A 23,863-nucleotide genomic window follows, 5' to 3' on the forward strand; every position below is an offset into this window, starting at 1 on the left:
GGCTCGTTGGAGATAACTCCAACGAGGGCTAAAACATTTTTTTACATTCACATTCTGCATGAACACATATGTGCGTACTGACTTATATTCCCACTGAAAATCAAGGATTTATATTGACATCAAATAGAGACGAAGCTGTCTCAAGAATATTGGCGGTTCCACCCAAAAAGTATCAGCTTGGGGGGCAATATGTATTTTTTCCAAAAGATCCCCAAGGAGACGGAACTTGGATAGGGAGTTGCGGGAATTTTACACTTTGTTTGCTGAATGGGGGCGTTGAAAAACATACCCCTAAACCTCCTTATCGACAAAGTCGTGGCAAAGTCATCCTTGATTTTTTTGAATATTATTCAGTACAATTTTTCCTCCAATCCTACCGCTTCAATGGAATAGAACCTTTTACTTTAGTGATTATCGAAAATCAAAAAGAACGAATTTTGCATGAAATCAAATGGACAGGCGAAGAGATATTGTATTGCGAAAGAGAATCAGACGTAGCACATATATGGTCATCTGTTACCCTTTATTCACCAGCAATAATTCAGCAAAGAGAAGATTGGTTCAAGGATTTTTTACAAGAAATACCTAATAAAGAATCGTTATTAGACTTTCATCATTTTGGAGGAAAAGGTCATGCAAAAAGTAATCTTAAAGTCAATTTTGAAAACCAATTAAAAACCGTTTCCATAACGCAATATACCATTACAAGAAATGAATTTACTATTCATTACGAAGATTTGATTCAAGAAAAAACGTATGACTATCGGGTTTTTATGGAACATGAAGTTGAATGATATTTCCTTAGGGCGCAAATTAATTTGTACCCTAAGGAAATATATTTACGCTACTGTGGCGAAAAGGCGATTTTTCACTTCAGGAAATCTTACTGCCGTGGCAATCCAAATCAGAATTTCAATACCTACAGGAATAGCAACAGGCTGATTATTAACAAAATGTACAGCAATAGCGCCACCGATATAAGTCATTCCTAACAAAGCTCCCACCACACCTGTTCTTGGAATAAACCAAAGAACAACAATGGCTAACTCTAAAATTCCGAGAAAGGTTAAGTGGGCTTGTCCCCCCAAAGTTTTAGCCATTTCGGCAGTCCCTTCACCACCCAATAATTTGAATAATCCACTTCCTGTAAAAACAAAAGCCACCAAAATAGTCAGTGTCCAAGTAATAATTATATTCATCGTCGAGTTCATAATTTTGTTTATTTTTTATGCAAAATTAAAAATAGATACTATACTTTTGTTATTAGTTACTTAAAGGATAGTAGTATCAAAAACGATATTAGATGGAACAAATTCATACAGAAAAGGCGTGCAAGCAGGCTCGATTGGCAATTCAAGATACGTTAGATGTAGTAGGAGGAAAATGGAAATTAGTCCTCATTACAATATTACGCAATGGTCCCAAAAAATTTAATGAGCTTTCGAGAGAGATAGGAATTAGTCCTAGAATTTTATCGAAAGAATTACAGGAACTAGAAAGTCATGGATTGGTATCCAGAACGGTGTGTAATACCAAACCTGTTACGGTAGAATATGCTTTGACAGAATATAGCGAAACGCTTTCAGAAGTCGTAATGTCAATGCATCAATGGGGCGTTAAGCACCGCCAACGTGTAATGGAGTTGGCGTAAATCCTAAATTTAGTGATTGAGTGATTGAGCGCATGAGTGATTATTTTTCTAGCCTTTGTTGGAGATCTCCAACAAACACGCGTCAGCAACAATCCAACTCAATACCTAAAACTCATTGCTTACGCTAGAATCGCTGGAGAAAACTCCAACAAAGGCTAAAAACTAAAAACATCTAGTCCGAGACTAAGTCTCGGACTAGATATTTAGGCGAGGATGAAAGATTATTCACCACTCACAATTCTACATTATCACTTAGTATCCTTTGTTTTGGTACATTTTTACTGGATCGAGTTTATATTCATCAAATGGAATAGGGAAATAGTAATCCTTTGTACCAAAGTTAGAAACTTTAGCTGTTCCATAATCTGATTGAGCTTTGGCTTTCATGTAGTTAACTAACTCATCAGCCGTAAAGAATCTCAATAAATCAAACCAACGGTGGTGTTCGAATGCCAACTCCACGCGACGCTCGTGCAAGATAGCCAATTTCAAAGTTGGGAATTTCTGACTGTACGTTGGGTCTAATTTCGAAACCTCATACGTTGGCAACTTCGCACGCTCTCGCACTTGGTTGAGATACATAATCGCATTAGCTTCTTCACCTAAATACAAACTTACTTCCGACAACATCAAAATTACATCAGCATAACGAATCAAAGGCCAGTCGTTACCACCATAGCCATTAGCCCCTGCGGCTGAACTTACATCTCTAAATTTGGTGATATACCAATCTTTTACCGTTGCGTCATTGGCATATTTGATAGAGAAATCTTTGCGCAAATCAGTCGATTCGTATTCTTTTACCAAATCTGCTTTTACGTTACCTCCTACACCACTACTTGGCTTAAGAGAAATTAGTGTTTCGCCTTTTGCTTGATTATTGGCTGCGATGGAAGACGAATACGTTGGATCGCCTTGTTTGCTCACAATCTGGAAAATGATTTCTGGGTTTGTCGTCTTTTTAGCCACATCAAACACATCTGCATAAGGAATATCCTTCAATGAAGTAAATGCCTTCATGTTGTAGGCTGCCAACAGATAGGTTTTAGCATTTCCTAAGTTTGTTCCACGATTCGCCTGATCTAAGGTCGTTGCCATAGTCAAATACACCTGACCAAGCAAGGCATTAGCAGCAGCTTTTGACACACGACCTTTGTCAGATGCAGGCTGGTGGTTAGGCAAGTTAGAATTTACAGCTTCTTTCAAATCAGCTACGATTTGATCATATACTTTTTCTTTCTTTTCACGGAAAGTGCTGTTTTTTACATCGGTTGTCGTATTTAATTGATGAGTAACCAAAGGCACATCACCCCATTTACGAACCAAATGAAAATAGATCAAAGCACGAAGAAACTTCGCCTCAGCATTATAAATATCTCTATTGGCTGCTGTGGTGTATGTTACTTTATCAATATTAGAAATAACTTGATTGGCTCTAGCAACAGTCTGATAAAGTGCTAGCCAGTGACTTTTCAAATAAGTATTACTTGGTAAAATAGAGAAATCATTAAACTGAAATGGCTCTCCCGCATTTGATTGGTTGTCGTTACGACCAGCATCGTCTGAGCGTTCGTCGGTATATAATCCACTGTTTTCACCAATGTTATTTGAACTTCTCAAAGACTGGTATACGCCATTGACCGCTTGTAAAACGTCGTTTTCGGTTTTAAAAAAGTCTGTAGCATTTACGGCATTCGGGTCGTTTTGTGTTACAAAATCGTCCGAACAAGCACTTAAGCTGAGCGCTACAAGTGCCAAAAGTGATATTTTCTTAATCATTTTTCTCTTTTTAAAATAGTTTTCTACAAAAGACTAGAAAGTCAACTTAGCTCCTAAAGTATAAGCTCTTACAAGCGGATACTTTCCGTAATCAACCCCTGGCGTAAGGTTTGCGCCGTTGTTGTAGTCTACCTCTGGATTATAGCCTCTGTAATTGGTCAATGTGAAGGCGTTGTCTACTGCTAGATAAATACGTGCGCCACTCAAGCCTTTTTGTCCTTTCAACCAATTGTCAGGAATCGTAAATCCTAAGGTCATGTTGGTACATCTCATAAATGAACCATCCTGTAAATAGAAGGTCGACAAACGAGTACTATTACTTTGTGTACCACCACGAGAAGCACGATAAATCATACCATTGCCAGGTTCAGCTTCTGAGCGGTAGCGATTTACGGCATCAGCATATTGGTTACCCGAACCTTCCATATTGAAAGTATAATAGTACTGACCGTCAAGCACTTGATTTCCGTAAACTCCGTTGAAAGATGAAGTAAAGTCGAAGTTTTTATAAGAAGCTGTAATCGCAAAACCGTAAGTAAACTTCGCATAAGGTGAACCAATAACCGTTTTATCCAAATCATTCACAACACCGTCGCCATTAGTATCCTCAAAGTACAAATCTCCTGGTTTTAAAGAGTTACTCGAAGCTGTTGAACGAGCTGGTCCTTTGATTTTATACCCAGCAGTATAAGTCTGAGTTGCAGCATTATAGTTAGCGTTATCTTCTGCGATATTAGCCATATCAGACTCGCGAACCATACCTTTCACTTTGAATCCGTAGAACATCCCGATTGGTTGACCTTCCTGCGTAATATGTGTCAAGTATGAACGTTCTGCTCCGTTAGTCAATATGGTATTAGCACCGCCTAGGTCTAATACTTTATTACGGTTAAGCGAAAAGTTTCCAGAAAGGTTTAAACGGAAATCTGAAGTTTGAACAACTCTTGCATCTAACTGTAAATCAATGCCTTGGTTTTGAACTTTAGAATTACGTAAGTTTGTTAAAATCGTTGATGTTCCTGATACGGCTGACACTGGTTGGTTAAACAATAAATCTGTTGACTGACTCAAATAATAGTTAGCCATCAAGAAAATACGGTTGTTGAGTAAACCCAAGTCTGCCCCGATATTGTATTGAGAAGTAGACTCCCAACCCAAACTTTGGTCACGTAAAGCATTAGGATATACCGCCGAAGCTACAGTTCCATTACCAAAAACAACACCTGTTGGACTTGACATCGTCTGAGCAAAACCGTAGTTACCAATATTGTTGTTTCCACTTAATCCCCAGCTAGCACGAAGCTTTAGACTTGTCTCAGGACCAAATTTTTCTGTAAAAAATGGCTCGCTTGAAAGCGCCCAGCTTGCCGACACAGAAGGGAAATTACCCCAACGGTTTAATGGACCAAAACGAGACGAAGCATCACGACGATAAGAAGCTGTTAAGAAATATTTTTCTTTGTAGTTATACGACAAACGAGCCAAGTAAGAAAGTAAAGTAGTAGTTGACTTACCAGTTGCACCATTCAAGGTAAAATTGGTTGCATCAGCACCTTTACCAGTAATTTCTGGAATACGGTCATCTTGGAAACCTTTTGCTGTTACACTAATCACATCAATATCTAACTGCTGTGCTGAATACCCCGCCAATGCACCAATAGAATGCCCATCGAATTGCTTATTGAAATTCAAGGTATATTCTACCAACTTATCCATTTCGGAGCGTGTTTGGGCTACCGCATTGGCTGCTGCAATTGCTTGTGCAGAGCCTGGAGGGTTGGCACCATTACTCAAAGTTGTGGGTTGGTAAAACTCATATTTCTCATTGTAGGTCTGCAAACCAAGGTTAATTTTAGCCAACAAATTCGGTAAAATCTGGTACGAAGCATTACTACTAAAAGTACCTCTTACACCTTTTCTTGAAATCTTAGTTTCAGTTGCTAGAGCTACTGGGTTTTCAACTGATTGGTAGGCATAATTGGCCGAAAGACCCGCAGCTTCATTTTTCCTTAATGAACCATCATCGTTATACGCACGGAAAATTGGCATATAAATAAGCGCTCCCATAATTGGGCCTTGGTTGAAACGACCTTCTTGAACCTCACGGTTTTCGTTGGTTGTAATTGCCAAGTTGGCAGCTACACGTAACTTAGAGCTAACCTGTCCGTCTACGTTCGCACGGAAGTTGATACGGTCTTGTTTGGTACTTTTGATAATACCGGGCTGACTCAAATATCCACCGCTAATCGCATAACGAGTAGAACCATTACCACCCGTAAAAGATAAGTTATGACGCTGTACCATAGAAGTTTGGTAGAGCTCATCTTGCCAATCGGTGTTGTATTTTGGTGTAATCATTTTTTGATTAGCAAAATCATACAAATCTGGTGGTAAACTCACAGAAGATGCATTTCCAACTTTTGCGACACGAGTTGCGTTGTCGTCAGAATACATGGCATCAGACCATGTTTTTCCAGAATTTAAGATTAAATCTTTGTACGTATTATTGTGCCCATCAATCAATAATTGAGTAAACTGCTCGGCATTTAGCAATTTTACTTTATTGCTTAATTGATTAATCCCATATTGCACATCATATTGAAATTGACCTTTACCCTCTTTACCGCGTTTTGTCGTAATCAATACTACCCCTCCAGCAGCTCTTGAACCATAGATAGCAGCCGAAGCAGCATCCTTCAATATATCAATACTTTCAATATCATTTGGGTTGATAAAAAGGTCATTTCCTACAGGATAACCGTCCACCACGTACAATGGATCAGAACTGGCATTGATAGAACCTACACCACGCACACGAATTTTTGTACTTACGTAAGGCGCACCACTCACTTGTGAAATTTGTACCCCTGCTACTTTACCTACTAAAGCCTGACCAACAGTAGGCGTAGTAAGATTCAATTCTTTGGCTTTTACACTCGAAATAGCACCCGTTACATCACTCTTGCGCACGGTAGAGTAGCCAATCGCAACTACCTCTTGTAACTCTTGTGAGTTTTCTACTAACTGAATCGTCAAGTTAGATGCTTTTCCGACAGTAACTAACTGGCTATCAAACCCTACAAAAGAAAAAACTAATACTGAGCCTTCTGTAGCTTGAATAGTAAATTTACCTTTGGCATCGGTGACAGTTCCTTTTTTTGAGGTTTTGTCGTACACGTTTACGCCAGCCAATGGCTCACCTTTGGACGTAGTTACGGTTCCTGTTACAGGATTTGCCATTTTGCCCAAGTTTGCCGACATCACGGTTTGGGTTGGCATAACAGCTACCGTACCCGATAGGCACAAGCATAAAAGCGCCTTCAGGACAAGCTGTTTTTGTAAAATGTTTTGCATAAAAAATAAGATTAAATTTTGTTGTGATACATTACCATTGTAAGCGGATAAATGTAGTATTCATACGGCGTGAAGAGGTCACTGCAAAGCCTTCAAGAGAGTTATCTGAAAGGGTAAACCCTTCTAATTCATCGGCTTTGTCAATATCAATTGTTTTTAAAACCACCTGTTCTCCTGTTTCAATAGATTTTTCAAAATCCAAAAAACTAAAGCGCCAGCGTCGTCCTTCAATTTGATTTTGAATCAAAACCAGTATTTTCTTTTCGGGTATCCATAAAAGATTTTGTACAAAAGCTCCACACGAAAACTTTTTGTATAAAACTCCTTTTTCGGAGGTCTTTTGCGCTTTTGCCAGCTCTAACGGATTGTATAAACGTACTTCGTTTTTGCGATTACCATAATCAGCTGTAGCGACATACCACTGTTTTTTGTATTGTACATATTCGGGGCGAGTGCCTTGGATACAAGCATCATCATCGATTGTCGAGATAAGGTTGTTATCAAGCTTTCTGGTATTTTGTAAACCTTTCCAATCAACTTGGTAAATAACAGCCTTCCATTGTGTTCCTTCAGGATTTAGGCGCACGCTATTGCCAATAAAAGTAGGTAATCCTTTATGATAAGCTATTCCTGTCGGATGCCCAATTACATCTTTTCCATCAATACTTAAGGCTATTTCTTTATCTTGATATACCAAAGAATCTCCAACACGTTTATACTCACGAATCACCCCAATTTCACGATCACCATACGCAAAGTACTGATTTCCAATACGACTGATTCCTTGTCCAGCACCCAATGAATCGAGGTTAAAGGTTTTTTCTGCCTGAATAGAAATCTCAGGTAATTGGCTTGCTCCCCACAAAAAAGACGTAGCCAACAATCCCATCATCAATGGGTATTTGATTAATGAAGAAACTTGCATAAAATAGGAAATGATGAAGTGTTACAACCGATTACGGATCTAATGGTTCCAATGAGTTAAGCATCATGGATTCAATTAATGGATAAAATTCCGCTTCGGTTTCAGAAATACGTTTTCCTTTACGATAAGGCACATATCCAAGTTCTTTTTCACACCGTTTATCCAAATTCAACTCATGGATATATTGACTTTGAGAAACCGACGTTGAAGTAATACATGGTTTATCTGCTGGTATTCCGTACTGGAAAATCAAACGAGCGGTATTACGCATATTGGTCGTAGTATGGCGAGCATGTGGTTCTACCAAAATGGCATTGGCAGGTACATGAAGCTTTTCGACCATATATTTTTTCATCTCAATAGCCTCATTATAAGGCGTTTTGTAAGGATGAACTTTTCCTCCAGAAACAACAATTAGAGGAGCTTTTCCTTCGAAATATCTAACTGCTGCCACACGACAACGCATCATTCCTTCGGCACTCATGGGCATATCCTTTACGTCAGGGCCAGCACCCGGAATAAGAATCAGTGAGTACGGATATTTGTTCCAAGCAATCGTTTTGAGTCGGTCAACCACAGGTTTGTTGACACCACTCGCCATAGGTTCATAGTCTGCGATTTGCTCTCTTTCGTTGATTTCTAAAGCGAATAATGCCGAAGTAAGTGTTGGTAAAAAGAACAGTTTTGAGCCATTCACTTTTGCCTGAACCGCACGAGTCAGGTCGCCCAGCAATTGATAATAACCTTTTTTAGTAATATCAAAAGCAATAGAATCTATCAACGGATAATTCGGTTTTTGACCACCCAGATATACCCCAATTGTCCAGTTTACACCACGAGCATCTTGCATCCAAGCTTTTTGCAACACAGCATTAATCTCATGATTCTCAAATTTCCCATAAGCCAATGATGGTGCTAAAGACTGTTTTACCAGATTTTCTAACAAACTACCTTTAGTGCATAATTGCGATAAACGAAGCGATACAGTTTTAATTTCTTCTTCTGAAAATCGAAGTGATTCGATTAAGCAAGCGGGCTTTGAAGCGCAATTTTTGAGTGCTTCTGAAAGTTGTAAGTTTTTTTGAGCAGCCAGTTTTTGTAAGATTTCATCTTCTTCCAACTGTAAACGTAGCGATTTGGATTCCTCCAACAAAGTCAGAAATAAGTAGTTTTTGCGCTGAACCCAATTGGTCTCTTTCGTTTGACTACTTACTGGATTTATCGTTTGTTGTGCAAAAGCCGTTGAAAGCAATCCACACAAACAAAGGATTGTAAAAATAGTTTTTTTCATGATTTTTAACCGAACACCTCAAATTGTCGGTAGCATTTATAGAAAACGGATAACCTCTTTGCTCAAAGGCATCAAGTGTAATTCGAGGGCAAAAGTAATAGCAGCATTAGCCCAAGTCTGTCAAGTGAAAAACAAGTTTAGATTAAGAAATTATGAATATTATTATCTGGAGAAATTATAAAATAAATTCAATTTTGAGCCAAACTGACTTTTGAAAGCGGAAAATCTTCACTTAAGGGCTTAATTTAATTTTAGCAATCTCAAAAATTGTAATAAATAAATATTTACTTTTGTTATAGAAAGAAATCCTCTAATACTTGTCCATTGAAAAAAACCATCAGCATAACATTCTTGTGTTTGTTGCTATACAATATGTTTAGCACAGGACTGGTGTTGCTTTGTTTCAAAAAAACTATTCAAGAGGCAACTCCTATCAACAAAAATGATGGTTGGATAGAAATTAAGGTGCATCTTGCGCTTCCGTACAGTGGTGACTTCGCCAATTTGACAAAACATGAAGGCTTAATCGAGTACCAAGGCGAGTTTTATAATATCATCGAACAACACTACTCAAACGACACACTTTATACCAAAATCAAAACCAATAGCACGGCCAAACAAAGGTATCAGTCCCTTGCCGATGATTTCAGCTTGCAGTTTTCGGATAACCATTCTGGTAAAAGTACGCCCCTCAAAAAGGCGCTAGAATTATGCAAGTCTTTATCTTCAAGTTATTTACAAAATATTACACCTATATTTACAACCATCTCTGATGGTCTACACCTGAAAATCAAACATCAATTTTACAGTTGCTACATTTATAAAAACAACTTTACTTCAAGTATTTTCAATCCCCCCGAAATGGCTTCTGTTTAAAATAATTATTCTTCTGATGTATGATTTTGCATTAGACTGGAATTGCTGTGCCTTTACTTTTCGGAAAGTATTGTGTACAATGATTATGGAGAATTTTATTTTATCTAATCAAACTTTCAATCTCAAAATTTGTAGCTGTTGAATAAAAAATAGTCGTTGTCTATTCATAAAAAATAAATACCCACATCGAGTGTCCTTACGCGACAGTCGATGGAAAAAGTATTGCCTTTTGTGAAACACAATCACGATTTCCCTCCTACAAGTGGATTGAAAGCTTCCTTTCAACTCCCTATCAACATGAAATTCAAATATTACCTATATCTATGTTTCACCTTGTTCTCAAGTGAATCATGCTATCTAGCCTCAAGCTCAAATGACCAAATGGTAGAGTATTTATCGGCTGCCTATGATAGAAATTTTGTTAAAGAAAATTCTTTTTGTCCAGAGGCTGAGTTTGTCTTCTTTGATTCGCTTTCGACCAAGCACCCCGATCCTGCTATGAGGTTACAAGCTAGCTTCTTTAAAGCCAATGGTTTTCTGAAAATGGGACAGGAAAAAGAAGCAGTAAATGCTTTTGAGAAAATCTTATATGCTGTATCCGAGGATCATCGACATTATTCTGAGATACTCAAAAGCTATGCGGTAGCATACTTACGAATGGGCGAGCGCCAAAATTGTATCAGTAATCATTCGGTAGAATCATGTATTTTACCTATTAAAAACGCTGGTGTTCATCAAAACAAAACGGGCTCACAAAAGGCAGTCGAAATTTATGCGAAACTACTTGAGCAAAATCCCAAGGATTACGAATCTATGTGGCTGTTGAACATTGCCTACATGACCTTGGGAGATTATCCCTACAAAGTACCCAAGCAATGGTTAATTCCTAATTTGGATAAAGACAATTCAGGATATGAGGTAAAACCTTTCCAAGATATTGCCCCAAATTTGGGACTTAATAAACGAAATATGGCTGGTGGAACCATTATTGACGATTTTAATAATGATGGTTATCTGGATATCGTTACTTCTGATTGGGGATTAAAGGGTGCTATGCACTATTTCCGCAACGATACCAAAGGCGGTTTTATGGATTGCTCCGTCATCTCTGATTTAGGACGTTTCAAAGGTGGTCTAAACATGATTCAGGCTGATTATAACAACGATGGCTTTTTGGACATTTTCGTGCTCAGAGGCGCATGGATGGGGAATTATGGTAGACAAGCCAATTCTTTACTCAGAAATAACGGCGACAATACCTTTACAGATGTAACCGTAGAAAGTGGACTTTTCTCAGAACATCCCACTCAGGCGGGCGTATGGCGAGATTTTAATAATGACGGTTGGTTAGATTTGTTTATAGGTAACGAAACAGGGGGAATGAATGAGTATAACCCTTGTGAGCTATTTATCAGTAATAAAAACGGTACTTTTACCGAAGTTGCTGCTATGGCCAAATGTCAAATTATCGACTTTGTGAAAGGGGTTAGTGCAGCTGATTATGACCATGATGGACTTCAAGATTTGGTCATTTCGGGCATTGGCGGACACAGAACTTTACTAAAAAATACAGGCTCAAAAAACAACATTCCTCAATTTGAGGATGTCACTGAAAAGTCGGGATTGAATGATATTCAGATTAATACCTTTCCGATTTGGTTCTGGGATTATGACAACGATGGCTGGCAAGATATTTTTGTGTGTGGTTACCAGTTCGACACATCTATCCCATACACTGTGGCCACTGAAGCCTTGGGAATTCCTAACCAAGCCAGTACCATGAATTTGTATCACAATAATCATGATGGGACTTTCACAAATGTTACCAAAGATGCTGGTCTCAATAAATCCGTTTTTGCAATGGGTTCTAACTTTGGAGATATTGACAATGATGGTTATTTGGATATGTACTTAGGTACAGGCAACCCTGATTATAAATCCTTAGTTCCCAACCGACTTTTTAGAAATATGGGAAATGGAAAGTTTGCCGATGTCACCGTTTCAGGAAGGGTTGGAAATTTGCAAAAAGGGCATGGTGTAGCTATCAATGATCTTGACAATGATGGAGATAGCGATATTTTCATTGAAGTGGGTGGCGCCTATATTGGCGATTCTTACAACAATTCATTGTATTTGAACCCTGGGCAAAATAATAACCGCTGGATTAATATTCAGTTGGAAGGTACTACAACCAATCGTTCGGCGATTGGTTCACACGTGAAAGTTACCTTCCGAGAAAAAGGAATCAAAAGGGTTGTCTATCGTGATGTAAACTCTGGAGGAAGTTTTGGAGCATCTGCTTTGAGAAGAGAAATAGGTATTGGACAAAGTGATTTAATTGATGAGCTTGAAATTACTTGGGCTCAAACAGGTAAAACGCAAGTTTTCAAAAACCTAAAGCCTAATCAGTTTATCAAAATCAAAGAAGGAAATAATACTATTACCAAAGTACCTCTCAAAACGACTCCTTTTCCAAGTCAGTCTACAGAGATTCCTGTTTGTAATACCAAAATGAGTCTTTAGGAAATATTTCGGATATTGGATTGCTGATTTTGGATATTTTGAAAAATACATTCATTTTCAATAAAATATCCTAGATTTCCGCAATCCCATATCCGCCATCTGCAATAGTTGATTTTTGAAATCTATCTTAATAGATAGTGTATAATATCTGGTCAAAACAGCTTCTTTTTCTAGCGCTTTTCCATCAGTAGACGAATTAATTGGTTTGCTGATGGAAAATCGTGAAAGTTTCGCTCGTTTATTAGTATATTGTATGAAATAAATATTTATTTTTGTTTTAAGAAGAAAAAACCTCAACTATCATCCTTTGAAAAAAATTGTCAGCATTTCATTTCTCTGTCTGTTGCTATACAATATGTTTAGCACTGGCATTGTTTTGCTATGCTTTGACAAGTCGATTCAAAAAGCTACTCCAATTACTCAAAATGACGAATGGTTAGAAATCAAAATGCCTATTGCACTACCCTACAGTAGTGATTTTACCAATATTACCTCTCATGAAGGTTTAATTGAATATCAAGGTGAGTTTTACAATATTATCGAACAGCACTATTCAAACGATACGCTTTATACCAAAATCAAGACCAATCATAAGGCTAAACAAAAATATCAATCTATTTCAGAAGAACTTAGTCAACAATTTTCTGACAATCATTCAGAAAAAAATTCGCCCTTAAAAAAGGCTTTAGATTTATGCAAGCACTTATCATCTAACTACTTACCTCAGCAAGTAGGTCCTGAAAACAAATATCATCATTTCATCGAAAGCAAAAAACAAAGTTTGTTCTACTACTCTTATCTATATGCTCATCTATATACCTCAGGTGTTTTTATGCCTCCCAAAATAGCTTCAGTTTAATGTAAGTACTCGTGCAAAATTAGATTTAAGTTCTGTGTTTAGGCACTAGGTAACAGGCAAAGAGTGTTAAAAATTTTTTAAAACCCATCGCCAAAAGCCGTCATCTGAAAGCCCAAAGCATAATCCTATATTTTATTTTGCCCACTAATTACCTTCCTTACGTATTGTCATTTACGTTAGGCTGCAATTGTATTGCCCAATCATTTTTAACTGAAGTAAAACCATGTCATATATCGCTTTACCAAATCCATCCTTGCCAGGCATTTCAGGGCTTTTGGACTATAATAAAACCACTGCACAACCTTTACTCAATCTTGCCGAGGTATTATTGAGAGGCGAATCGACTCTTTCGAGTGGCGAAAGAGAGCTTATTGCTGCTCATGTATCTTATCTCAACAACTGTCACTTTTGTCATACTTCACATGCAGCAGCGGCAGTTGCACATTTGAATTGTGATATTAGTGTCATGGACGACATCAAGAAAAACTTTGTTGAAACGCCCATTTCTCCAAAACTAAGGGCATTATTGGACATTGCAGGAAAAGTACAAAAAGGAGGTAAACACGTTTTACCAGAAGATATTGCCATAGCCCGTGAAGCAGGTGCAAGCAATCGTGAACTGCATGATACCGTGCTAATTGCAGCGGCGTTTTGTATGTTCAATCGCTATGTGGATGGATTAGCCACTTGGGCGCCACAAGCCAATGAGGACTATCTGGAAATGGGTCAGAAAATGGCTTTTTTAGGCTATAACAGAGCAAGATAAATCTTCGAACTCTGTCGTCATTTCTTCAATCGGTTGGTTAAATTTTCATTTAATCAACTAGATATTCTTTTGTCTATCCCCAACCGAAATTACCATTATGCCCCATATATCTTTACCCGAACATTTGCCAGGCATTACTGGCTTATTGGAATATAGCCAAGAAACGGCTAAACCGATTCGAGATTTAACCCAGCTCTTACTTCGAGGCGACAATACCCTATCACAAGGCGAAAGAGAGCTTATTGCCACCATCGTTTCACACCGAAATGGTTGTGTATTTTGTACTAATGCCCATACCGCTGCCACAGATTTGCTACTTGGAGAAACAGAAACTTGTGAAATCATGAAACAGGATATTGACCAAATGCCTGTGAGTGATAAAATGAAGGCTTTATTAAAAATTGCATCCCTTGTTCAAATCAGCGGAAAAGCCGTTACCCCAGCGGCTGTTGAATTAGCCAAGTCTTTCGGCGCAACGGATGCCGAAATTCACGATACCGTGTTGATTGCCGCTTTATTCTGCCTTTACAACCGATATGTAGACGGTATGGCAACTTTTACTCCCGACCCACAAAGTGGTTTTTATCAGCAACTTGGCGAGCGTATCGTTAATCACGGATATCAGCGCCTACCACAAGGTTATGACCATTTGAAAAAATCCTAAATTTCTCTAGACATGAAAAAACATATATTAACTATATTCATTTTTATCAGTATCCTCACTCAAACCATAGCGCAAGTTGCAACAGTAACAGGTAAAATTACAGATGCTCAAACGCAAAAGCCCATCCAAGGAGTTTCAATCAGAGTGAAAGGAAAACTTTCAGGTACGCAATCCAATGCAAATGGGAGCTTTAGTATAGCACTAAAAATACCTGCCTCTGTTACTATTTCTATAATTGGTTATGAAGCTAAAACTGTTGATATTGCTAATAATCAATCTATTAATATTGCACTTTCTCCAGCAAATTCAGAGTTGGACCCTGTTGTAGTAACAGCTTCACGTGTTGAAGAACGAATTTTACGTTCGCCTGTTAGTATCGAAAAAATGGATATTCGTCAGGTACAACAAACACCCTCGGCAAACTACTACGATGGTTTGCAAAATATCAAATCCTTGGATATGGTTACGAGTAGTCTTACCTACAAACAAATCAATACCAGAGGATTTAATAGTACAGGAAACGGAAGATTTTTGCAGTTAGTCGACGGTATCGATAACCAACCCGCAGGCTTAGGTTTTGCGATGGGAAACCTATTTGGTCCACATGATTTGGACGTAGAAAGTGCTGAATTGATTGCAGGAGCTGCCTCAGCTTTATATGGTCCAATTGCTTTTAATGGTCTTCTTAATACTCGTACAAAAAACCCCTTTGATTTCCAAGGACTCAGCATTCAAACGAAATTTGGTCTCAATCACGTGAATGATGGAACAGGATTAGGTGCAAAACCCATGAGCGATTTGGCTTTACGTTATGCCAAAGTTTTTAATAATAAATTTGCCTTCAAAATCAATGCTTCCTACCTCAGAGGTACCGATTGGTATGCCAATGACTATACAGATATCGACCCAAATACACCAGCAGCGAGTCGTGGAGCAAACAACCCAGGTCGTAATGCCTTGAATATTTATGGTGATGAAGTGGCTCAAACCTTACCTAATATTGGTAGAGTTTCAAGAACAGGTTATGAAGAAAAAGATTTGGCGACTTATGGTGTGTATAGTCTTAAACTAAATGGTGCTTTGCATTATCGCATTAATGATAACCTTGAGGCCATTTACCAAATGAATTTTAATCAAGGAACAGCTCAGTACACAGGAAGTAACAGATTCGTTATCAATGATTTTCAATTTATCCAGCATCGTTTAGAACTCAAAGGAAGTCAGTTTTATATCAGAGCTTATTCTAATCAAGAAATTTCTAACAATTCTTACAATACCCGTTCGCTGGGACAGCAAATCAACCGTACTTGGGTGCGTGACTTGAGTGGAAACATCGTAACACCAGACAAAGCAGATGCTACTTGGTTTCAGCGTTATGCGGCAGCGTTTAATGGTACTATTAACGGCGTGACAGCGCAAAATGCCACACAGGCAAGAGCCTTTGCCGACCAAGGTAGACTACTCCCAGGCACAGCAGCTTTTGACGAAGCACGAAGCCGTTTGATTCAAACCACAGGACTTTCAGGTGCGGGGATAAAGAGTAATTGTAGCTTAAAACACATTGAAGGACTTTATGATTTTAGTTCAGTGGTAAAAGTCTTCAATTTGCAAGTTGGAGGAAACTACAGAAAATACTATCTCGATACGGAGGGTACTCTATTTGACGACAAAGGAAAAAATCTCACCAATGATGAGTTTGGTTTGTTTACACAAGCCTCAAAAAGTCTTTTTCAAGATAAGTTAAAAGTAACTTTATCAGGAAGATATGACAAAAACCAAAACTTTGATGGTCAATTTACACCAAGAGCATCTGCAGTATTTTCCCCAACAGAAAGACATAATTTTAGAGCTTCGTATCAAACTGGTTTCAGAAACCCAACTATTAGTGATCAATATATTAAGCTTGACGTAGGTCCAATCTTAATTCTAGGCGGAGCTCCAATCAATTCACAAGGAATGAATGTGTATGAAAACTCTTACACCGCCGCATCAGTGGGCGCCTTCGGTAGTGGATTTGGTGCTGATATGCAAAAAGGTGTTCCTTTCCCCACTGCTTTAGCCAACAATAAGGACAAACTGGTAAAATCAAATGTGCCATATATCAAACCAGAACGTGTTCAAAGTATTGAAGTAGGCTATAAAGGATTATTGACTTCAAAATTGCTTTTTGACATTAATTATTATTATAGTCAATACACCGATTTTATCATCAACTCGGTAGTTATTAGACCCAATAGCCCCGTAACATTGGCAGACGGAAGCGTAAACCCAGCAGCTGCAGCAGACATTTTGAATGGAAATATCAAAGCGTTTCAATTGTACACCAATGCTGCCGACAAAGTATCGATTCAAGGAGTTACTGCTGGCTTGACTTGGGCTTTACCCAAAAACTACCAATTACATGGCAATGCCACTTGGATAGATTTTAATATAATGGATGCTAATCCAAACAATATTCCTGCTTTCAATACTCCAACTTGGAAAAGTAATGTGACTTTTTCTAATCCAAAACTTACTGACAAATTAGGTTTTAGCGTGGCATGGCACTGGCAAACTGCATTCGATTGGTATGGGACATTTACAGAGTTGAGACCTGGAAGAATAGGCGCTTATAATTTGTTAGATGCACAGGTAAGCTATACAGTTCCATCACTTAAAACAAAAATCAAATTGGGTGCTGCCAACTTGACGAATCAATATGTAGTTCAAGCTTACGGGTCACCAGCCGTTGGAGGCATGTATTATATCAGCCTCAATTTTGACGAATTCTTAAGATAATAAGTGCTAAAACAACCTTACAACTTTATGAAATCAACTATTCACACAACCAAGGTTAAGTTGGCATTTACGCTTTGTATGCTGAGTTATTTATTAGGAGGATGTATTTCCACCATGATGTCGTCTTATTTGCCTGTTGCATTGCCCGATTTACTGAACAGATTACTCGACGAACAAAAGCTCTCAGAATATGGAGCTTATATCAATGCCATATTTTTATATGGGTGGATGTGCGGTGGCTTATCCATGGGTTTTGCTAGCGATAAAATCGGTCGAATTCCAAGCTTGAGTGTCGTAACAGCACTTTGCGGCTTGGGAACCGTATTTATTGTTTTTGTGAAAGATTGGTACTTGCTTCTTGCCTTACGCTTTATCTCTGGCGTTGGTGTTGGGGGAATCTTACTATTGACCACGGTCTATATTTCTGAAATATGGCCAGAAAAAAATCGACCTGTCATCTTGGGCATTTTGGCGGTTTCGTTTCCTTTGGGAATTGTACTATCAGGCGGAATTACCCTTCTATTTCCTTATTGGCATCAAGCTTTTTGGATTGGTCTTATCCCAATTGGTATCGCTATTTTGATGTTTGTCTTTTTACCAGAATCTCCAGAATGGCAAAAATCGCAAGGAAAAACAAAGAATATAACCCCAATAGAATCAATAGATTACCAGAAAAACCTTTGGACGGGAATACTTATTTTCGGAGCAGTACTTATTGGACTCTGGGGAATTTTCTCTTGGTTGCCTACATGGGTACAAGGCTTATTAAGCAATGGTCAAAAAGGTCAGCAAGAAAGAGGTATTGTCATGATGCTTTTGGGAATTGGCGGAATCGTAGGTGGTATACTTTCTGGTTTTCTGATAAAATCATTTGGATTTAAGAAAACGCTACTTGGTACTTTCTTAGGGTGCAGCAGTGTTTGTATGTTATTGTTTTTAACTAATCAGACCTTTAGTGGTATGGTCTATATCGAAACAGCCTTGTTATCGCTCTTTTTTGGCATTAGTCAGGGGGCATTGTCAAGCTTTATTCCTGCGCTTTTCCCCGCACAAGTCAGAGGATTCGCAACGGGATTATGCTTTAATATTGGAAGATTTTTTACCGCTACAGCCGTGTTTTTTGTAGGAAGTTTAGTGGCAATACTTGGCGGATTAGGACAATCCCTCATGATATTCTCACTAGCATTTGTTATAGCGTTTATCATGCTTTTACGTACAAAAAATTTAGTAAGCGATTCGAAAATATTGTAATAATGGACTGGAAGTGAACCTAGAGCGAGTCTATCATCGGTTATAGACTCGCTTCTTTTCAAAATCATTTAACTCAAAGAAATATGGCATATATTAACATTCCTTCTGAAGAACAATTGCCCGGTATTCGTGGTCTGATGGCGTTTAGTCCAGAAACAGCCAAACCGCTTAATGCTTTAGCCGAAATCTTATTACGAGATACAAACAATAGTCTCTCTCAAGGCGAGCGAGAATTAATAGCAACGTATGTTTCCTATCTTAATAATTGTACTTTTTGTCAAATGGTACACGGTTCAGCAGCTCAATGCTACTTGGAAGATGACGGAGCATTAATAGAACAGGTTAAAAAAGATATGTCTCATGCGCCTATTGCTGAGAAACTCAAATCTTTGTTAGTCATTGCAGCGGCTGTACAAAAAGGAGGAAAATTCGTAACAGAAAATCATATCCAATCGGCGAAAGAACATGGAGTTACTGACAAAGAAATTCATGATACTGTATTGATTGCAGCCACTTTTTGTATGTTTAATAGATATGTAGACGGTTTAGGAACATGGGCACCTCAAGAGGCAAGTGCCTATCTCGACAGAGGACCAAGAATCAGAGACGAAGGATATGCTAATTTTGACCCAATTGCCTATATTAAGAGGTAGAACTCTTTTCAGACAAACTTATTAACCATTTATTTATCAAGCTATTATGAGAGTACAACTCATTATCGGATTTTTAATTCTTTTTATCAGTGAAATACTGAAAGTATATTTTATTATGCCATTTCCTGGAAGTCAGCAGTCTGATACCATAGAATTGGCGTATTTTTTACATCAATACATTTGGTATTTACGCATTTTGGGGATTGTACTACTGGCATATCCTCTTTGGAAAAACTTTAAAATAGGCTCAAAACTTACTAAAATTATCCTCGGCGGACTTACTCTTCTGTGGCTAGGAGTGGTTTATTTATTTAATTTTCAGCTCACTGCTGACCATATGTTTTATCAACCTAAAAATAAAACAATGGCAAGTGGAAGCGATAACAAAATTGCTAAAGATAAATTGATACTTGGCGTTGTTCATAACGGACAAGCCAAGGCCTATCCTATACAATTGATTGGTTATCATCATCAAGTAATAGATACCGTTGGAGGCACACCCATGATGATTACCTATTGCACCGTTTGTCGTACAGGACGTGTTTATTTGCCTTTTGTCAATGGCAAATATGAGCAATTTCGACTAGTAGGAATGGATCATTTCAATGCCATGTTCGAAGACCAAACAACAGGATCATGGTGGCAACAAGCTACAGGAGAGTCTATTACAGGAAAACTCAAAGGTAAAACACTTCGCTCTTTTCCATCCGAGCAGGTTAGTCTAGCCTCATGGCTAAGACAATATCCCAATTCCTTGATTATGCAAGCTGACAGCCTTTTTAAGGAAGAATATAGTGGTTTGAAAAACTATGATTCAGGCAAAGGGAAAAGTGAATTAACCACTCGAGATTCTCTTTCTTGGAAGCTCAAGTCATGGGTTGTGGGCATAACACTTGGAAAGACTGCCAAAGCTTATGATTGGAATACATTGCTGCAAAAACGGATTATTTATGACACTGTCGAAAAGCATCATATCATAATCGTTTTAGAAAAAGATGGTAAAAGTTTTCATGCCTTCAAAAGCGAAAGCCCATTCGGGATGCTCGATTTGGTTTTAAAAGACAACCAGTTGATTGATAGTCAATCAGATGCAGTGTGGGATATGGATGGGAAATGTATATCAGGAAAATACCAAGGCTCGTCTTTACCCAAAATACAAGCTTATCAGGAGTTTTGGCATTCGTGGAAGACCTTTCAACCCAATACTTTAGTGATGAAATAAGCATTATTCCTAGCTGGCGAATTGATTCGCCAGCTAGGAATGATAAGGCAACCTAAACAAATCGTCAATTATTTCAGCATCTTAATTCTAATATCTTTAAAATAGGCCACACTTTTCGGGTCGTGACCTTGTAGAGCTATAGTACCTGAGCTAAGTCGTTTTTTACCACGATCTTCTGGAAGTGTTTCAGGCTCGGTATAGTCCACAGCAAGTTTATCATTGATTTTGATAATTACTCTTTTATCCTTCACAATAATGTGGTATTCATACCACTCATCATCTTTGGTTAAGTTTTCTTTTACGTCATTTACACCATACAAGCTACCCGTCTTACGCCAGTCGGTATGTGTCTGATTTACTTGCACTTCATAGCCTTTTTCGGGCCAACCAGAAGCCTGATAACCTGTGTGAATAAAGATGCCAGAATTAGAACCAGGCAATGTTTTTGCCTTGATTTTTAGTTCAAAATTTTTGAAATCATGATTACCAACAGGCCCCTCATAAAATAAGTGTGTACGTTCGCCAGCTACTTTTATGGTACCATCCTCGATAGAGAAAGTCTTAGGATTTTCCTCATTGACACGCCAGCCTGCAAAAGATTTTCCATCAAAAAGCGAGACCCAGCCTTTTTCTTTTTTCTGGCCAAAAGCCATTTGCACCAACATCAACAAGCAAAGAATAAATGATAGTTTTTTCATGTTTATAGTATTTATAGTCCTTTTGGGATAAGTTGTTTTTTACAACGCTAAAGTACAAATACTATTTGGCTATCTCTATCAAAAATTACGGTGTGGGTGTCTGTGGGGTAAAAGAATTAAGGTTTATAAGAATTAGGAAAAAGCCTACTTTGCTTTCAGAAAACCCTTAAAGTATCTTTTACCATCTGTTTCTTACCACGTGATATAGGAATCTGCGTTCCATCATTCAATAGCAAAAAATCTCCGTATTCTTTGAGCCAACTTTTAATATATGCTTTATTGACAAGATGAGATTGATGACAGCGAATGAAGCCATAATTTGACAAAAGCTCATCATATTCGTAAATAGGCTTGCTAACCAATAGCTTTGAATTATCCGATAAAAAGAATGTCGTGTAGTTATTAGAAGATTCACAGCGAATAATTTCACTTACCTTGGCAAACCTAGTTTCTTCAACCGTCGACAGCGCAATTCGTTGTTCTTCCTTTTGAGATTGTACCTTGAACCAATCCATCAAATATTCAATTTGTTTATGCTGGCTTTTTAATTGATTTTGTTTGAACGCACGGTTTACTGCTTCTATCAACTCCTTGATATTTATTGGTTTTAACAAATAATCTACCGCTGAAAAACGTACTGCTTGTATGGCATATTGATCATACGCAGTGACAAAAATCACCTCAAAATCATAGGAATTTAAACTTCGTAAAAAGGCAAAACCATCCTGTTCTGGCATCTGAATATCTAAAAATATCAAGTCTGGCGAATAGGTCTTAAGGGCAATTATTCCTTGTTCAGCACTTTGGGCTAACGCGCATACTTCTATCTGTGGACAATAGGTATTTAGCAGAATTTGCAGGTTTGTAAGGTTAGGCAATTCGTCATCTATCAATATCGCTTTCATAAAAACCAATGAGTAAAGGTTAAAATTATTTCTGTACCATGCTCAAAATTAGGATTAAAAGTTAAGACTATCGGTTGCTCATTTTGCAGTTCATTCAATCTTTCGATACGTTCTTGAGTTAGACGTAAACCCAGTCCAGTAGTTGATTTTAATGTATCAAACCCTTTTCCATTATCTCTGATAGCGACTATTAGTGAATCATCAACTTTGCTAAAAAGAATATTGATACGCCCCGATGATTCCAACGTTGCCATTCCATGCTTGACAGCATTTTCCACAAGCGGTTGCCATAGTAATGAAGGAATATTAATTGCAAAAAGGTCAATACTACTGTCGATTTCTATAGTGTAAGAAAATCCAAACCGCAGCTTCTCTAATTTTAGATAGGTCTCTAAGGTTTGTATTTCTTGTTGAAGTGGAGTCTCCTCCTTAGCATTATTGCTAAGAACTCCTCGAATCAGTTGAGCGAAATCTGTAAGATATTCATTAGCGCCTTTAAAGTCTTGTTGATTGACAAGTCCTTGTATCGAGCTCAAACAATTGAAGAGAAAATGTGGATTGAGCTGCGCATATAAAGCCTTTAATTCGAGTTGAAGTTTCTGTTTTTTAGCAATCTCAATATTCGTTTTTCGCCTTTGTTGGAAAAGTAAGTAGGCAAAAATACAGAACCCCAATAATGCAAGTCCACCTATTGTTATGGCAACCCTAAACCAAATAGTCTGATACCAAGCAGGCTCAACTTCAAAGGTATATTCAGACACATTCATGGGTTGCACTGTGTATCGCATTCGGATACGGTACGCACCTGGTGAAAAATCTTTCAGCCAAATAAAACTATTGTTGTATTCATTGTCATGCCAATCCACAACAATTTGATTATCAAGAAGTAATTGATATTGAATCTGATGTTTTGAGGATATATCTGCATTCAGCACAAACACTAGATTATTATTGTCAGGCGACAATTTGAGATTGGCTATTGGTTGTGGCGCTGACTGTACCTCTAGTGTATTTGACCACGGGAATTGTAGTTTTTGAAGGAAGATTTCCAAATCCTTAGAAGTGTACACGCTAGAAACACTAGGCTTAATGGATTCCCAAGAAATCATACTCGTTGCCAAGATTGAAGTTTGATTCTTTTTTCTAACATCAACAATCAGCATCTTGCCAAATCCTGCTTTACACCCACCCAAATATGCCATTTCAGGATACCCTGATTGTTTTATCAAAGTCGAATCTGTAAACTTGGTAATACTATTCCAAGGCACAATAATCTTGTTGCTCGGATATTCCAAAACTCGATATTCATACAAATGAGCATTAAATTTGTTGATTGCATGTACGAAAAAGTGAGCACTAGAAGTATCAAAAGTAGTACGTGCAATAATATCTTTGGAACGCAACTTTGTAAATGTTGAATCTGCTAGCAGCTTGAAATAGAAGTCGCTTTTTTCGCGAACACTCCAATATGAGTTATTTTCCTTTCGAATAGCAAGAATAATCCCCAAAGCATCTTTTTTATGTTGCACTTCGCTAGGAAAGCTTTGAGAATAATCTCCCCAGTTAATCTGAGCTTTGAGAAAAATAGGGAACATTAATAGGGCGAATAGAAATAAACATTTTGTAGACATGGTATTGATTTTTAAGTTTGAGTCTCAAAAATCTATC

Annotated in this window: 19 protein-coding genes; 11 read left to right on the plus strand and 8 right to left on the minus strand. The window is 37.9% G+C overall.

Going from position 1 to position 23,863, the window contains the following annotated elements; translation table 11 throughout:
* Window positions 1–68: 68 nt before the first annotated feature.
* Window positions 69–794: an NRDE family protein gene (locus QM524_RS18420; protein WP_283345690.1), complete on the plus strand. Its 726-nt coding sequence runs from the start codon at window positions 69–71 to the stop codon at window positions 792–794.
* 45 nt (window positions 795–839) lie between these two features.
* Here QM524_RS18420 and QM524_RS18425 read toward each other — a convergent pair whose 3' ends face one another.
* Window positions 840–1,211: a DoxX family protein gene (locus QM524_RS18425; RefSeq protein WP_283345691.1), complete on the minus strand. Its 372-nt coding sequence runs from the start codon at window positions 1,209–1,211 to the stop codon at window positions 840–842.
* Window positions 1,212–1,303: 92 nt separating this feature from the next.
* Here QM524_RS18425 and QM524_RS18430 point away from each other — a divergent pair, with 92 nt between their 5' ends.
* Window positions 1,304–1,651, plus strand: a complete 348-nt coding sequence (locus QM524_RS18430; RefSeq protein WP_283345692.1) for a winged helix-turn-helix transcriptional regulator — start codon at window positions 1,304–1,306, stop codon at window positions 1,649–1,651.
* A gap of 252 nt (window positions 1,652–1,903) precedes the next feature.
* Here QM524_RS18430 and QM524_RS18435 read toward each other — a convergent pair whose 3' ends face one another.
* Genes QM524_RS18435 through QM524_RS18450 form a run of 4 tightly spaced genes read right to left on the minus strand, consistent with a single transcriptional unit; the run spans window position 1,904 to window position 9,000 of the window.
* On the minus strand, window positions 1,904–3,430 hold the full coding sequence (locus QM524_RS18435; protein ID WP_283345693.1) for a RagB/SusD family nutrient uptake outer membrane protein: 1,527 nt from the start codon (window positions 3,428–3,430) through the stop codon (window positions 1,904–1,906).
* 33 nt (window positions 3,431–3,463) lie between these two features.
* Window positions 3,464–6,784, minus strand: a complete 3,321-nt coding sequence (locus QM524_RS18440; RefSeq protein WP_283345694.1) for a SusC/RagA family TonB-linked outer membrane protein — start codon at window positions 6,782–6,784, stop codon at window positions 3,464–3,466.
* Window positions 6,785–6,815: 31 nt separating this feature from the next.
* Entirely contained in the window at window positions 6,816–7,709 is an 894-nt protein-coding gene (locus tag QM524_RS18445) for a hypothetical protein (RefSeq protein ID WP_283345695.1), read from the minus strand.
* Between the two features lie 31 nt (window positions 7,710–7,740).
* Complete coding sequence (locus QM524_RS18450) at window positions 7,741–9,000, minus strand: YdcF family protein (protein WP_283345696.1); 1,260 nt, start codon at window positions 8,998–9,000, stop codon at window positions 7,741–7,743.
* A gap of 324 nt (window positions 9,001–9,324) precedes the next feature.
* Here QM524_RS18450 and QM524_RS18455 point away from each other — a divergent pair, with 324 nt between their 5' ends.
* The 9 genes from QM524_RS18455 to QM524_RS18495 all read left to right on the plus strand — a co-directional run bounded on the left by QM524_RS18455 (window position 9,325) and on the right by QM524_RS18495 (window position 20,592).
* Window positions 9,325–9,876: a hypothetical protein gene (locus QM524_RS18455; protein ID WP_283345697.1), complete on the plus strand. Its 552-nt coding sequence runs from the start codon at window positions 9,325–9,327 to the stop codon at window positions 9,874–9,876.
* A 381-nt stretch (window positions 9,877–10,257) separates the two neighbouring features.
* Window positions 10,258–12,399 carry an FG-GAP-like repeat-containing protein gene (locus tag QM524_RS18460; RefSeq protein WP_283345698.1) on the plus strand — a complete coding sequence of 714 codons (2,142 nt, stop codon included), beginning with the start codon at window positions 10,258–10,260 and terminating at the stop codon, window positions 12,397–12,399.
* Between the two features lie 307 nt (window positions 12,400–12,706).
* Entirely contained in the window at window positions 12,707–13,258 is a 552-nt protein-coding gene (locus QM524_RS18465; RefSeq protein ID WP_283345699.1) for a hypothetical protein, read from the plus strand.
* 223 nt (window positions 13,259–13,481) lie between these two features.
* Complete coding sequence (locus tag QM524_RS18470) at window positions 13,482–14,024, plus strand: carboxymuconolactone decarboxylase family protein (protein WP_283345700.1); 543 nt, start codon at window positions 13,482–13,484, stop codon at window positions 14,022–14,024.
* A gap of 97 nt (window positions 14,025–14,121) precedes the next feature.
* Entirely contained in the window at window positions 14,122–14,688 is a 567-nt protein-coding gene (locus QM524_RS18475; RefSeq protein WP_283345701.1) for a carboxymuconolactone decarboxylase family protein, read from the plus strand.
* A 12-nt stretch (window positions 14,689–14,700) separates the two neighbouring features.
* Window positions 14,701–17,466 (plus strand): TonB-dependent receptor, encoded by a 2,766-nt coding sequence (locus QM524_RS18480; protein WP_283345702.1) that lies wholly within the window; start codon window positions 14,701–14,703, stop codon window positions 17,464–17,466.
* Between the two features lie 27 nt (window positions 17,467–17,493).
* Window positions 17,494–18,717, plus strand: a complete 1,224-nt coding sequence (locus QM524_RS18485) for an MFS transporter (RefSeq protein WP_283345703.1) — start codon at window positions 17,494–17,496, stop codon at window positions 18,715–18,717.
* 83 nt (window positions 18,718–18,800) lie between these two features.
* Window positions 18,801–19,370 carry a carboxymuconolactone decarboxylase family protein gene (locus QM524_RS18490; protein ID WP_283345704.1) on the plus strand — a complete coding sequence of 190 codons (570 nt, stop codon included), beginning with the start codon at window positions 18,801–18,803 and terminating at the stop codon, window positions 19,368–19,370.
* Window positions 19,371–19,416: 46 nt separating this feature from the next.
* On the plus strand, window positions 19,417–20,592 hold the full coding sequence (locus QM524_RS18495; RefSeq protein WP_283345705.1) for a DUF3179 domain-containing (seleno)protein: 1,176 nt from the start codon (window positions 19,417–19,419) through the stop codon (window positions 20,590–20,592).
* A gap of 68 nt (window positions 20,593–20,660) precedes the next feature.
* On the opposite strand, the gene QM524_RS18500 is transcribed toward QM524_RS18495, so the two are convergent.
* The 3 genes from QM524_RS18500 to QM524_RS18510 form a co-directional block, all read right to left on the minus strand.
* On the minus strand, window positions 20,661–21,290 hold the full coding sequence (locus QM524_RS18500; protein WP_283345706.1) for a 3-keto-disaccharide hydrolase: 630 nt from the start codon (window positions 21,288–21,290) through the stop codon (window positions 20,661–20,663).
* Between the two features lie 155 nt (window positions 21,291–21,445).
* Window positions 21,446–22,195 carry a LytR/AlgR family response regulator transcription factor gene (locus QM524_RS18505; protein ID WP_283345707.1) on the minus strand — a complete coding sequence of 250 codons (750 nt, stop codon included), beginning with the start codon at window positions 22,193–22,195 and terminating at the stop codon, window positions 21,446–21,448.
* Window positions 22,192–23,826, minus strand: coding sequence for a sensor histidine kinase (locus QM524_RS18510; protein ID WP_283345708.1), 1,635 nt, complete (start codon window positions 23,824–23,826; stop codon window positions 22,192–22,194). Before QM524_RS18510 ends, QM524_RS18505 begins: the two co-directional genes overlap by 4 nt.
* Window positions 23,827–23,863: the final 37 nt, after the last annotated feature.

The sequence above is a fragment of the Flectobacillus roseus genome (assembly GCF_030056595.1).
GTDB classification, from domain to species: domain Bacteria; phylum Bacteroidota; class Bacteroidia; order Cytophagales; family Spirosomataceae; genus Flectobacillus; species Flectobacillus roseus.